Source organism: Vibrio sp. PSi01 (genome assembly GCF_054960695.1).
In genome coordinates this window covers 133,099-145,793 of record NZ_JBHNYN010000012.1, presented here as the reverse complement: position 1 = coordinate 145,793, position 12,695 = coordinate 133,099, and the positions used below count along the sequence as shown (strand labels likewise).

Here is a 12,695-nt window from a genome sequence, read left to right as displayed (position 1 = left end):
TACTCTACCTGAAGGCGTAGAAATGGTAATGCCAGGTGATAACGTTCAAATGACTGTTGAGCTAATCGCTCCAATCGCAATGGACGAAGGTCTACGTTTCGCAATCCGCGAAGGTGGCCGTACAGTTGGTGCTGGTGTTGTAGCTAAAATCTTTGCATAAGATTTGACGAACCACTAGTAAAAAGGGCATCATTTGATGCCCTTTTTCTGCGCTGAAAAAAGAGTTGGATGTTTTGACATCGATTTTCGCTATTAGCAAAGAATTAAACGGTCTTTTTGACTAAAATGACTGTTAGATGTGTTGTTTTGCAACGCAAAGGAATGTGCCCTGCAACAGCGGGGTTATTGTCGTCTATATTTAAGACTTATCACAGGTTGGTTTTATGAAAGCAAACGCTGAAACTCCTGATAGCTCAGGTGCAGCAGATACAATGAAGTGGATCGTCGCTTTTGTTCTGTTGGCTGCTGCTGTTGTGGGTAATTACCTGTATGGTGAATTGTCTGTTGTAATTCGCGCTGCAGGTGTAGTTGTGCTGATTGCTGCCGCACTAGGCGTTGCAGCAACAACAACTAAAGGTAAAGCTGCGATCGATTTTGCAAAAGAATCTCGTATGGAGATTCGTAAAGTTGTTTGGCCTACTCGCCAAGAAACTATGCAAACTACATTGATCGTTTTAGCTGTATGTATTGTTATGTCTCTAGTGCTTTGGGGAATTGACGGCATTATGGTCCGTCTAGTTTCTCTAGCAACTGGGGTGTAGAGGGTTCTGATTCATGAGTGAAGCTCCAAAAAAACGTTGGTATGTAGTTCAAGCCTTTTCTGGCTTTGAAGGTCGTGTTGCACAGTCGCTACGCGAGCATATTAAAATGCACAACATGGAAGAACTATTTGGCGATGTGCTAGTACCTACTGAAGAAGTAGTGGAAATGCGTGCAGGTCAACGCCGTAAAAGTGAACGTAAGTTCTTCCCTGGCTACGTATTAGTTCAAATGATCATGAATGATGAATCATGGCACTTAGTACGCAGCATTCCGCGTGTTATGGGCTTCATTGGTGGTACCTCTGATCGTCCTGCACCAATCACTGATAAAGAAGCTGATGCTATCTTGAACCGTCTAGAGAAAGCGAGCGAGTCTCCACGTCCTAAGACAATGTTCGAAGCGGGTGAAGTGGTTCGTGTGAACGATGGTCCATTTGCTGACTTTAACGGTACTGTTGAAGAAGTAGATTACGAGAAAAGCCGCATTAAGGTATCTGTATCGATCTTTGGTCGTGCAACACCGGTTGAGCTTGAATTCGGTCAGGTTGAAAAACTGGACTAATACTCGAACCTTTGATCAAGCTGTGGATAAATACTTCATAAGCTGTTCAAAATAAAAGAGTATAAAAAATCACCTTTTTAGGGTTGTTAAAGGCGCGAATTATGATTATAATTTCGCGCCTTTTTGCTTCTTCGGAAGTAAAAAAGAGTTAATTTAATTTATGGGGAGCTTGCCTTACGGTTAGCGCACGTACCCAAAATATTAGGAAATATCATGGCTAAGAAAGTTGAAGCTTATATCAAACTGCAAGTTGCAGCTGGTATGGCAAACCCAAGTCCACCGGTTGGTCCTGCTCTAGGTCAACACGGCGTGAACATCATGGAATTCTGTAAAGCGTTCAACGCAAAAACAGAATCTGTTGAGAAAGGTCTACCTACTCCAGTAGTTATTACTGTTTACAATGACCGTTCTTTCACGTTCGTAACTAAGACTCCACCTGCTGCTGTTCTTCTTAAGAAAGCTGCTGGCGTTAAGTCTGGTTCAGGTCGTCCAAACACTGAGAAAGTTGGTACTGTAACTGACGCTCAAGTTCAGGAAATCGCAGAAACTAAAGCTGCTGATATGACTGGCGCTGACATCGAAGCAATGAAGCGTTCTATTGCTGGTACTGCTCGTTCAATGGGCCTAGTGGTAGAGGGATAAGATCATGGCAAAACTTACTAAGCGTATGCGCGTAATCCGCGACAAAGTTGACTCAACTAAAGAATACGAAATCAACGAAGCTGTTGCTCTTCTTAAAGAACTAGCTACTGCTAAATTCGTTGAGTCTGTAGATGTTGCTGTTAATCTAGGCATCGATGCTCGTAAATCTGACCAAAACGTACGTGGCGCAACTGTGCTACCTCACGGTACTGGCCGTGAAATCCGCGTTGCTGTGTTCACTCAAGGTGCAAACGCAGAAGCAGCTAAAGAAGCTGGCGCAGATATCGTTGGTATGGAAGATCTTGCTGAGCAAGTGAAAAAAGGCGTAATGGACTTTGACGTTGTTGTTGCTTCTCCTGATGCAATGCGCGTTGTTGGTCAACTAGGTACAATCCTAGGTCCACGCGGTCTAATGCCAAACCCTAAAGTTGGTACTGTAACTCCTAACGTTGCTGAAGCGGTTAAAAACGCTAAAGCTGGTCAGGTTCGTTACCGTAACGACAAGAACGGCATCATCCACACTACTATCGGTAAAGCATCTTTCGAAGCTAACCAGCTTCAAGAGAACCTAGAAGCTCTTCTAGTTGCTCTTAAGAAAGCTAAACCTTCTTCAGCGAAAGGTACTTTCCTGAAGAAAGTAAGCATCTCTACTACGATGGGTGCTGGTGTTGCTGTTGATCAAGCTAGCCTTGATACTCAAGCAAACTAATTTGCTTAGGCGCAGATTTAGTGTATAATTCTGCGCCTAATATTTGTGGTTGGGTGGTTTTTGAAGCAATTCAAAATCATCTATCCCAAGACCGTAGGCGCTAAATCTTTTTAAGATGAAGCTTAATAAAACCTACGTAGGCGATGTTGTTGTTTGAAGTGAATTTATTTGCTTTTAAATAACATCGTAAACGCTCAATACATTTTGTACTGAGTGCTGTAATCACAACCAGAGGTTAATCCAAATGGCTTTAAATCTTCAAGACAAAAAAGCAATTGTTGCTGAAGTCAACGAAGCTGCCAGTGGTGCACTTTCTGCAGTTGTAGCTGATTCTCGTGGCGTTGAAGTTGGCGCAATGACTTCTCTACGTAAACAAGCTCGCGAAGCGGGTGTTTACATGAAAGTTGTTCGTAACACACTAGCACGCCGTGCGGTTCAGGGTACAGACTACGAGTGTCTAGTAGACACTTTCACTGGTCCAACTCTGATCGCATTCTCTAATGAGCACCCAGGTGCTGCAGCGCGTCTTTTCAAAGACTTCGCTAAAGAGAATAAAGATTTCGAGATCAAAGCTGCTGCATTTGAAGGCGCAGTTACTGATGCTGAAGTACTAGCGACACTACCAACTTACGACGAAGCTATCGCACGCCTAATGATGTGCATGAAAGAAGCTTCTGCTGGCAAGCTGGTTCGTACTATCGCTGCTGTTCGCGACCAAAAAGAAGAAGCTGCGGCATAAGCCTTGCTTTTCACTGGTTGCTATTTAAACTTATTGTTGACTTAAAAGAGAATTGTTATGTCTATTACTAACGAGCAAATCCTAGACGCAGTTGCAGAAATGTCTGTAATGCAAGTTGTTGAGCTTATCGAAGCTATGGAAGAGAAATTCGGTGTTACTGCTGCTGCTGCAGTTGTAGCTGGTGGTGCTTCTGCTGAAGCTGCTGCTGAGCAAACTGAATTCGACGTTATCCTTACTGCTGCTGGCGCTAACAAAGTACAAGTTATCAAAGCTGTACGTGGCGCAACTGGCCTAGGTCTTAAAGAAGCTAAAGGTCTTGTAGACTCAGCTCCTGCAGCGCTTAAAGAAGGCGTTGACAAAGCTGAAGCTGAAGCTCTTAAAGCACAGCTAGAAGAAGCTGGCGCTTCTGTTGAAATCAAGTAATTATTACTTAATTTCTTAGCCGCAAGGCTAATGGCTGGTGGTTAATTAACCACCGGCCTTTTTGCGCTGTAGGGCTATGACGAATTTTCCGCTGTTTAACCGTCATAATCCGAGCAAAAAAACAGTCATTTTTTCGAAATGATTGTTCACTACAGTAAACAGCTGTTTGTCACCGCCCCCTCTGAAGAGTGTTTTGGGTGGTTTGGGTCACTTATCAGCGAGCTGAGGAACCCCATGGTTTACTCTTATACCGAGAAAAAGCGCATCCGTAAGGATTTTGGTACTCGTCCACAAGTTTTGGACATTCCATACCTGTTATCGATCCAGCTTGATTCTTTCGATAAATTCATCGAACAGGATCCAGAAGGTCAATACGGTCTTGAAGCTGCTTTCCGTTCTGTATTTCCAATTCAGAGCTACAACGGCAATTCTGAGCTGCAATACGTTAGCTACCGTCTTGGTGAGCCAGTTTTTGACGTTAAAGAATGTCAAATCCGCGGTGTTACTTACTCAAAGCCACTACGCGTAAAACTACGTTTAGTTATCTTTGATCGAGATGCACCAGCAGGTACTGTAAAAGACATTAAAGAACAAGAAGTCTACATGGGCGAAATTCCGCTTATGACAGACAATGGTACTTTCGTAATTAATGGTACCGAGAGGGTTATCGTATCCCAGCTGCACCGAAGCCCAGGCGTGTTCTTCGACAGTGATAAGGGTAAGACCCACTCATCAGGTAAAGTTCTTTATAACGCACGTGTAATTCCTTACCGTGGCTCATGGTTAGACTTTGAGTTCGATCCTAAGGATAACTTATTCGTACGTATCGACCGTCGTCGTAAACTACCTGCATCGATTATTCTTCGTGCACTTGGTAAATCGACAGAAGAGATCTTAGATCTGTTCTTCGACAAGGTGAACTTCGAAGTGAAAGACCAAACTCTACTTATGGAGTTGGTCCCTGATCGTCTACGTGGTGAAACTGCGTCATTCGACATCGAAGCAAATGGTAAAACTTACGTTGAGACTGGTCGTCGTGTTACTGCTCGCCACATCCGTCAACTTGAAAAAGATGGCGTTGAGCACATCGAAGTACCAGTAGAGTACATCGTTGAAAAGATTGCTGCGAAAGATTACATCAACGAAGCAACTGGCGAGATAATTGTTGGTGCAAACCAAGAGATCAGCCTAGAGGCTCTTGCTAACTTATCTCAAGCAGGTCACAAGACTCTAGAAGTTCTGTTCACGAATGACCTAGACCATGGTCCATTCATGTCAGACACTCTACGTGCAGATAGCACAGTAGATCGCATTTCTGCATTGGTAGAAATCTACCGCATGATGCGTCCTGGCGAGCCACCAACGAAAGAAGCTGCAGAATCATTGTTCGAAAGCCTATTCTTCTCTGAAGATCGTTACGACCTATCAACTGTAGGCCGTATGAAGTTCAACAGCTCTATCGAGCGTGAAGAAGAAGAAGAGCGCGGTACTCTGGATGAATCAGACATCATTGAAGTGATGAAAAAACTGATCGGCATCCGTAACGGTAAAGGCGAAGTGGACGATATCGACCACCTTGGTAACCGTCGTATCCGTTCTGTAGGTGAAATGGCAGAAAACCAATTCCGTGTTGGTTTAGTTCGTGTAGAACGTGCCGTTAAAGAACGTCTAAGTCTTGGTGATCTTGACGCAATTATGCCTCAAGACCTTATCAACGCTAAGCCGATCTCTGCTGCAGTTAAAGAATTCTTTGGCTCTTCACAGCTTTCACAGTTTATGGACCAAAACAACCCATTGTCAGAAGTTACGCACAAACGTCGTATCTCTGCTTTAGGTCCTGGTGGTCTTACTCGTGAGCGCGCAGGCTTCGAAGTACGTGACGTTCACGTAACTCACTACGGTCGTCTATGTCCGATCGAAACGCCTGAAGGTCCAAACATCGGTCTGATTAACTCGCTATCTGCGTTTGCACGTTGTAACGATTACGGTTTCCTAGAAACTCCGTACCGTCGTGTAGTAGATGGTGTTGTAACAGAAGAAGTTGATTACCTGTCTGCAATCCAGGAAGGTCAATTCGTTATCGCACAGGCGAACACGGTTCTTACTGAAGAATCTACGTTTGCAGATGAGCTAATCACTGCTCGTCAAAAAGGTGAATCTGGTCTTCACCCACGCGATCACGTTGACTACATGGACGTTGCGACAAACCAAGTAGTATCTATCGCTGCTTCGCTTATCCCGTTCCTAGAACACGATGATGCGAACCGTGCATTGATGGGTGCCAACATGCAACGCCAAGCGGTACCAACACTTAAGGCTGATAAGCCTCTAGTAGGTACTGGTATCGAACGTAACATCGCAGTTGACTCTGGTGTTACAGCGGTTGCTAAACGTGGTGGTCAAGTTCAGTCTGTTGACGCTTCTCGTATCGTAGTTAAGGTTAACGAAGATGAATTGGTACCTGGCGAAGCTGGTATCGATATCTACAACCTAACTAAGTACACGCGTTCGAACCAAAACACATGTATTAACCAACGTCCAACTGTACTTCCTGGTGAACCAGTTGCACGCGGCGATGTTCTTGCTGATGGTCCTTCAACTGACCTTGGTGAACTTGCTCTTGGCCAAAACATGCGTATCGCATTTATGCCTTGGAACGGTTACAACTTCGAAGACTCGATCTTAGTATCTGAGCGCGTAGTTCAAGAAGACCGTTTCACGACAATCCACATTCAAGAACTATCTTGTGTGGCTCGTGATACTAAGCTGGGTTCTGAAGAGATCACAGCTGATATTCCAAACGTAGGTGAGTCTGCTCTGTCTAAACTAGACGAGTCAGGTATCGTTTACATTGGTGCTGAAGTTAAGGGTGGCGACATCCTAGTTGGTAAAGTAACCCCTAAAGGTGAAACTCAACTGACTCCTGAAGAGAAGCTACTACGTGCTATCTTCGGTGAGAAAGCATCTGATGTTAAAGATACTTCTCTACGTGTACCAAACTCTGTTTCAGGTACTATCATCGATGTACAAGTCTTCACTCGCGATGGCGTAGAGAAAGACAAACGTGCACTTGAAATCGAACAGATGCAGCTTAAAGAAGCTAAGAAAGACCTAACTGAAGAGTTCCAAATTCTCGAGGGCGGCCTTCTTAACCGTGTTAAAGCTGTACTTCTGTCTGGTGGTTACTCTGAAGCTAAGCTTGATACTATCGGTCGTAAGCAATGGCTAGAGCAAGTTCTAGAAGACGATGCGCTACAAACACAGCTTGAGCAACTTGCTGAGCAGTGGGATGAGCTAAAAGCTGACTTCGATAAGAAGTTTGAAACTAAGCGTCGTAAAATCACTCAAGGTGATGATCTAGCGCCTGGCGTTCTTAAGATTGTGAAAGTTTACCTAGCGGTTAAACGTCGTATCCAGCCTGGTGATAAGATGGCCGGTCGTCACGGTAACAAAGGTGTAATCTCTAAGATTAACCCTGTTGAAGACATGCCATACGATGAGAAAGGTCAGCCTGTAGACATCGTACTTAACCCACTGGGTGTACCATCGCGTATGAACATCGGTCAGATCCTAGAAGTACACTTAGGTTTGGCTGCGAAAGGTATCGGTGACAAGATCAACCAAATGGTTAAAGAACAACAAGAGCTGCATAAGTTCCGTGAGTTCCTACAGAAGGTTTATGATCTTGGTGATACTCGTCAGAAAGTTGATATTGCTGAACTGTCTGATGATCAAGTTCGTACACTGATTAAGAACTTACGTGGCGGTCTACCGATTGCTACCCCTGTGTTCGACGGTGCTTCTGAGTCTCTAATCAAAGAGCTATTAAAACTGGGTGATCTGCCAGAATCTGGTCAGCTTAAACTGTTTGATGGTCGTACTGGTGATTCGTTTGAGCGTCCTGTAACTGTTGGTTACATGTACATGCTGAAACTGAACCACTTGGTTGATGACAAGATGCATGCTCGTTCAACTGGTTCTTACAGCCTAGTAACTCAGCAACCACTTGGTGGTAAAGCTCAGTTCGGTGGTCAGCGTTTCGGTGAGATGGAAGTATGGGCACTAGAAGCATACGGTGCTGCATATACTCTACAAGAAATGCTAACAGTTAAGTCGGATGACGTTAACGGCCGTACTAAGATGTATAAGAACATCGTAGACGGTAACCATAGCATGGAACCTGGTATGCCAGAGTCGTTCAACGTACTGTTGAAAGAGATTCGCTCGCTAGGTATCAACATCGAGCTAGAAGACGAAGAGTAATCCCTCTTTTTAAAAAGATTGGATTACTTGGTAAAGGGGGCTCACTTTAGTCGGTGAGCTCCTTTAACTCCTTACAGGAGCTGAACGTGAAAGACTTATTAAACTTTCTAAAAGCACAGCATAAGACCGAAGAATTTGATGCAATCAAAATCGGTCTATCTTCACCAGACACGATTCGTTCGTGGTCTTTTGGTGAAGTTAAAAAGCCAGAAACAATTAACTATCGTACGTTCAAACCTGAACGTGATGGTCTGTTCTGTGCACGTATTTTTGGTCCAGTTAAAGACTACGAATGTCTTTGTGGCAAATACAAGCGCCTGAAGCACCGTGGTGTTATCTGTGAGAAGTGTGGCGTTGAAGTTACACAAACTAAAGTTCGTCGTGACCGCATGGGCCACATCGAACTAGCTTCACCAGTTGCTCACATCTGGTTCCTAAAATCACTACCGTCTCGTATCGGTCTACTAATGGATATCCCTCTACGTGATATCGAACGTGTTCTTTACTTCGAAATGTACGTAGTAACTGAACCGGGTATGACTGATCTAGAAAAATCTCAGATGCTTACTGAAGAAGAGTATCTAGATCGTCTAGAAGAGTGGGGTGACGAATTCACTGCTAAGATGGGTGCTGAAGCGATCAAAGATCTGCTTTCAACAATGGACCTTCATCAAGAAGTGGAAGAAATGCGCGAAGAGTTAGAAACGACTAACTCTGAAACTAAGCGTAAGAAAGTTACTAAGCGTTTGAAGCTAGTTGAAGCGTTCATCTCATCAGGTAACAAGCCTGAGTGGATGATCCTAACTGTGCTTCCAGTGCTACCACCAGATCTACGTCCTCTAGTACCTCTAGATGGCGGTCGTTTTGCGACTTCAGATCTTAACGACCTTTACCGTCGTGTGATTAACCGTAACAACCGTTTGAAGCGTCTTCTAGAGCTAGCGGCTCCAGACATCATCGTACGTAACGAAAAACGTATGCTGCAAGAGTCTGTTGATGCCCTTCTAGATAACGGTCGTCGCGGTCGTGCGATCACGGGTTCTAACAAGCGTCCTCTGAAATCTCTTGCTGATATGATCAAGGGTAAACAAGGTCGTTTCCGTCAGAACCTTCTTGGTAAACGTGTAGACTACTCTGGCCGTTCTGTAATCACAGTAGGTCCATACCTTCGTCTACATCAGTGTGGTCTTCCTAAGAAGATGGCACTTGAGCTATTTAAGCCGTTCATCTACAGCAAGCTAGAAACTCGTGGTATGGCTACGACAATTAAAGCTGCTAAGAAGATGGTAGAGCGCGAAGAAGCTATCGTTTGGGATATCCTAGACGAAGTAATCCGCGAACACCCAGTACTGCTTAACCGTGCACCTACACTTCACCGTCTAGGTATCCAAGCGTTTGAACCAGTACTAATCGAAGGTAAAGCGATTCAGCTTCACCCACTAGTGTGTGCGGCATACAACGCCGACTTCGATGGTGACCAAATGGCGGTACACGTGCCTCTAACTCTAGAAGCACAGCTTGAAGCTCGTACTCTGATGATGTCGACGAATAACATTCTGTCGCCAGCGTCAGGTGATCCTATCATCGTACCTTCTCAGGACGTTGTATTGGGTCTTTACTACATGACACGTGACAAGATCAACGTGAAAGGTGAAGGTATGTACCTTGCTGGCCCTGCTGAGGCTGAAAAGGCATACCGTACTAAGACTGCTGAGCTACACGCTCGTGTTAAAGTACGTATCACTGAGACTGTAGTAGATGAAGATGGTAACAGCACTACTGAAACGAAGATGGTTGATACAACTGTCGGCCGTGCAATGCTATGGCAAATCGTTCCAGCTGGCCTACCGTACAGCATCGTTAACCAGAAGCTAGGTAAGAAGCAAATTTCTAACCTACTAAACGAGTGTTACCGTAAGCTTGGTCTTAAAGATACAGTAGTATTCGCTGACCAAATCATGTACGCAGGTTTTGCATACGCTGCACTTTCAGGTGTTTCTGTTGGTATCGACGATATGGTTGTACCTCAAGCGAAATACGATGAAATTGAATCTGCTGAAGAAGAAGTTCGTGAAATCCAAGAGCAATTCCAATCTGGTCTTGTTACTGCGGGTGAGCGTTACAACAAAGTTATCGATATCTGGGCATCTACGAATGACCGCGTTGCGAAAGCAATGATGGATAACCTATCTTCTGAAACAGTTATCAACCGTGATGGCGAAGAAGAACAGCAAGAATCGTTTAACAGCATCTACATGATGGCCGACTCGGGCGCACGTGGTTCTGCAGCTCAGATTCGTCAGCTTGCAGGTATGCGTGGTCTGATGGCGCGTCCAGATGGTTCAATCATCGAAACGCCGATCACAGCGAACTTTAAAGAAGGTCTAAACGTCCTTCAGTACTTTATCTCAACGCACGGTGCTCGTAAGGGTCTTGCGGATACAGCACTGAAAACAGCTAACTCGGGTTACCTAACTCGTCGTCTAGTAGACGTAGCACAAGACGTTGTAGTACACGAACATGACTGTGGCACGCATGAAGGTATCGACATGATGCCTCACATCGAAGGTGGTGACGTTAAAGTTGCACTTTCTGAGCTTGCTCTTGGTCGTGTAGTTGCTGAAGATGTTCTTAAGCCTGGTACTGAAGATGTACTGATTCCACGTAATACTCTGATTGATGAGAAGTGGTGTCAAATCATGGAAGACAACTCTGTAGATAGCATGAAAGTGCGCTCAGTTGTTACCTGTGATGCAGACTTCGGTTGTTGTGCACAGTGTTACGGTCGTGACCTAGCACGTGGCCACCTAGTAAACCAAGGTGAAGCAGTTGGTGTTATCGCTGCACAATCTATCGGTGAACCGGGTACACAGCTAACGATGCGTACGTTCCACATCGGTGGTGCGGCATCTACTGCTGCGGCAGAGAACAGCATCCAAGCTAAGACAACTGGTACTGTGAAACTTCACAATGCTAAGTTCGTAGTGAACAAAGATAAGAAACTGGTTATCACTTCTCGTGCATCTGAGATGACGATTATTGATGAATTCGGCCGTACTAAAGAGAAGCACAAACTTCCTTACGGTTCGATGCTAACCAAAGGCGACAACGCAGCAGTTACTGCTGGTGAAGTTGTAGCTAACTGGGAAGCGCATACTATGCCAATCATCACTGAAGTGGCAGGTCGTATCCAATTCGTAGATATGATCGATGGTATTACAGTTTCTCGTCAAACTGACGATCTAACGGGTCTTTCTTCAAGTGAAGTAACAGACGCAGCAGCTCGCCCAGCAGCGGGTAAAGATATGCGTCCAGCTATCAAACTTGTTGATGAGCAAGGTAACGACGTAATGATCCCTGGTACAGATATGCCAGCTCACTACTTCCTACCTGGTAAAGCGATTGTAAACATCGAAGATGGCGCTGAAGTTGGCATTGGTGACACACTATCTCGTATCCCTCAAAAATCGAGCGGAAACAAAGATATCACTGGTGGTCTACCACGCGTAGCTGACCTATTCGAAGCTCGTAAGCCTAAAGAGCCTGCGATTCTTGCTGAGCACACAGGTACTGTGTCTTTCGGTAAAGAAACGAAAGGTAAGCGTCGTCTAGTGATCACTCGTGAAGGCGGTGACGCTTACGAAGAGATGATTCCTAAGCATCGTCAATTGAACGTGTTTGAAGGTGAGAAAATTGAACGTGGTGATGTAATCGCCGACGGTCCTGAAACTCCACACGATATCCTGCGTCTACGTGGTATCCACGCTGTGACTCAGTACATCGCGAACGAAGTTCAAGAAGTTTACCGTTTACAAGGCGTTAAGATTAACGATAAGCACATTGAGACTATCGTTCGTCAAATGCTACGTAAGTGTACAATCACCCATTCTGGTGACTCTCAGTTCCTACCTGGCGAACAAGTTGAGTACCACAATGTTAAGATTGCTAACCGTAAACTAGAAGCTGAAGGTAAAGAACTAGTACGTTTCGAACGTGATCTACTAGGTATTACTAAAGCATCTCTTGCAACTGAGTCATTCATCTCAGCTGCATCGTTCCAAGAAACGACTCGCGTACTAACAGAAGCTGCGGTTTCTGGTAAGCGTGATGACCTTCGCGGCCTGAAAGAGAATGTAATTGTTGGTCGTCTGATCCCAGCTGGTACTGGTTTCGCATACCACCAAGAGCGTCAAAAGCAACGTGAAGAAGAGCAAGAAGGTCCTTCAGCTGAACAAGCTACTGACAATCTAGCAGCACTTCTAAATGCTGGTTTCTCTTCAGAAGAGTAAGCTCTACGAGTAGTCTCTAAGAGATAAAAAAAGGCACCTTCGGGTGCCTTTTTTGTATCTGAAATATAAGTGAATCATGGCGACTGCGAGCAGTCTTAACTCTTTAATACCAATCACAGTAAGTAAATGATCAGAAATAGCGCAGGAAAAAGATTTGAGAACAAGGCGAATTTTTTTGATAAGTAGTTATTTTACAATCAAAAACTCTAACTCAGTTATCGAGCGTTGGCTGGTGGATGCTGATTTTGGAATGTAGTTTTGTCCAGTATCGAACATTAAGGTATTGGGGGATCTTAAAATCTTCCAC

Annotated in this window: 9 protein-coding genes; all 9 read left to right on the top strand. The window is 44.6% G+C overall.

What is annotated here, in order from left to right:
- The coding region (locus tag ACFI6G_RS16115) for an EF-Tu C-terminal domain-related protein (protein ID WP_462710354.1) at positions 1-160 on the top strand (160 nt) is incomplete at its 5' end.
- Positions 161-383: 223 nt separating this feature from the next.
- Positions 384-761, top strand: coding sequence for a preprotein translocase subunit SecE (gene secE, locus ACFI6G_RS16110; RefSeq protein ID WP_010435558.1), 378 nt, complete (start codon positions 384-386; stop codon positions 759-761).
- 13 nt (positions 762-774) lie between these two features.
- A complete protein-coding gene (gene nusG, locus ACFI6G_RS16105; RefSeq protein ID WP_010435556.1) occupies positions 775-1,323 on the top strand; it encodes a transcription termination/antitermination protein NusG in 549 nt (182 codons plus the stop codon).
- Positions 1,324-1,536: 213 nt separating this feature from the next.
- On the top strand, positions 1,537-1,965 hold the full coding sequence (rplK, locus tag ACFI6G_RS16100) for a 50S ribosomal protein L11 (RefSeq protein ID WP_010435555.1): 429 nt from the start codon (positions 1,537-1,539) through the stop codon (positions 1,963-1,965).
- Positions 1,966-1,969: 4 nt separating this feature from the next.
- Positions 1,970-2,674 carry a 50S ribosomal protein L1 gene (gene rplA, locus ACFI6G_RS16095; protein WP_010435553.1) on the top strand — a complete coding sequence of 235 codons (705 nt, stop codon included), beginning with the start codon at positions 1,970-1,972 and terminating at the stop codon, positions 2,672-2,674.
- Positions 2,675-2,918: 244 nt separating this feature from the next.
- Positions 2,919-3,413, top strand: a complete 495-nt coding sequence (gene rplJ / locus ACFI6G_RS16090) for a 50S ribosomal protein L10 (protein ID WP_010435550.1) — start codon at positions 2,919-2,921, stop codon at positions 3,411-3,413.
- Between the two features lie 57 nt (positions 3,414-3,470).
- Positions 3,471-3,836 (top strand): 50S ribosomal protein L7/L12, encoded by a 366-nt coding sequence (gene rplL, locus ACFI6G_RS16085; RefSeq protein WP_010435548.1) that lies wholly within the window; start codon positions 3,471-3,473, stop codon positions 3,834-3,836.
- Positions 3,837-4,070: 234 nt separating this feature from the next.
- Positions 4,071-8,099: a DNA-directed RNA polymerase subunit beta gene (gene rpoB, locus ACFI6G_RS16080; RefSeq protein ID WP_010435546.1), complete on the top strand. Its 4,029-nt coding sequence runs from the start codon at positions 4,071-4,073 to the stop codon at positions 8,097-8,099.
- Positions 8,100-8,185: 86 nt separating this feature from the next.
- A complete protein-coding gene (gene rpoC / locus ACFI6G_RS16075; RefSeq protein WP_010435544.1) occupies positions 8,186-12,388 on the top strand; it encodes a DNA-directed RNA polymerase subunit beta' in 4,203 nt (1,400 codons plus the stop codon).
- Positions 12,389-12,695: the final 307 nt, after the last annotated feature.

Bases quoted from the DNA above. Each gene is read 5' to 3' on its own strand.
- secE (WP_010435558.1), top strand. From the start codon at position 384: ATGAAAGCAAACGCTGAAACTCCTGATAGCTCAGGTGCAGCAGATACA.
- nusG (WP_010435556.1), top strand. From the start codon at position 775: ATGAGTGAAGCTCCAAAAAAACGTTGGTATGTAGTTCAAGCCTTTTCT.
- rplK (WP_010435555.1), top strand. From the start codon at position 1,537: ATGGCTAAGAAAGTTGAAGCTTATATCAAACTGCAAGTTGCAGCTGGT.
- rplA (WP_010435553.1), top strand. From the start codon at position 1,970: ATGGCAAAACTTACTAAGCGTATGCGCGTAATCCGCGACAAAGTTGAC.
- rplJ (WP_010435550.1), top strand. From the start codon at position 2,919: ATGGCTTTAAATCTTCAAGACAAAAAAGCAATTGTTGCTGAAGTCAAC.
- rplL (WP_010435548.1), top strand. From the start codon at position 3,471: ATGTCTATTACTAACGAGCAAATCCTAGACGCAGTTGCAGAAATGTCT.
- rpoB (WP_010435546.1), top strand. From the start codon at position 4,071: ATGGTTTACTCTTATACCGAGAAAAAGCGCATCCGTAAGGATTTTGGT.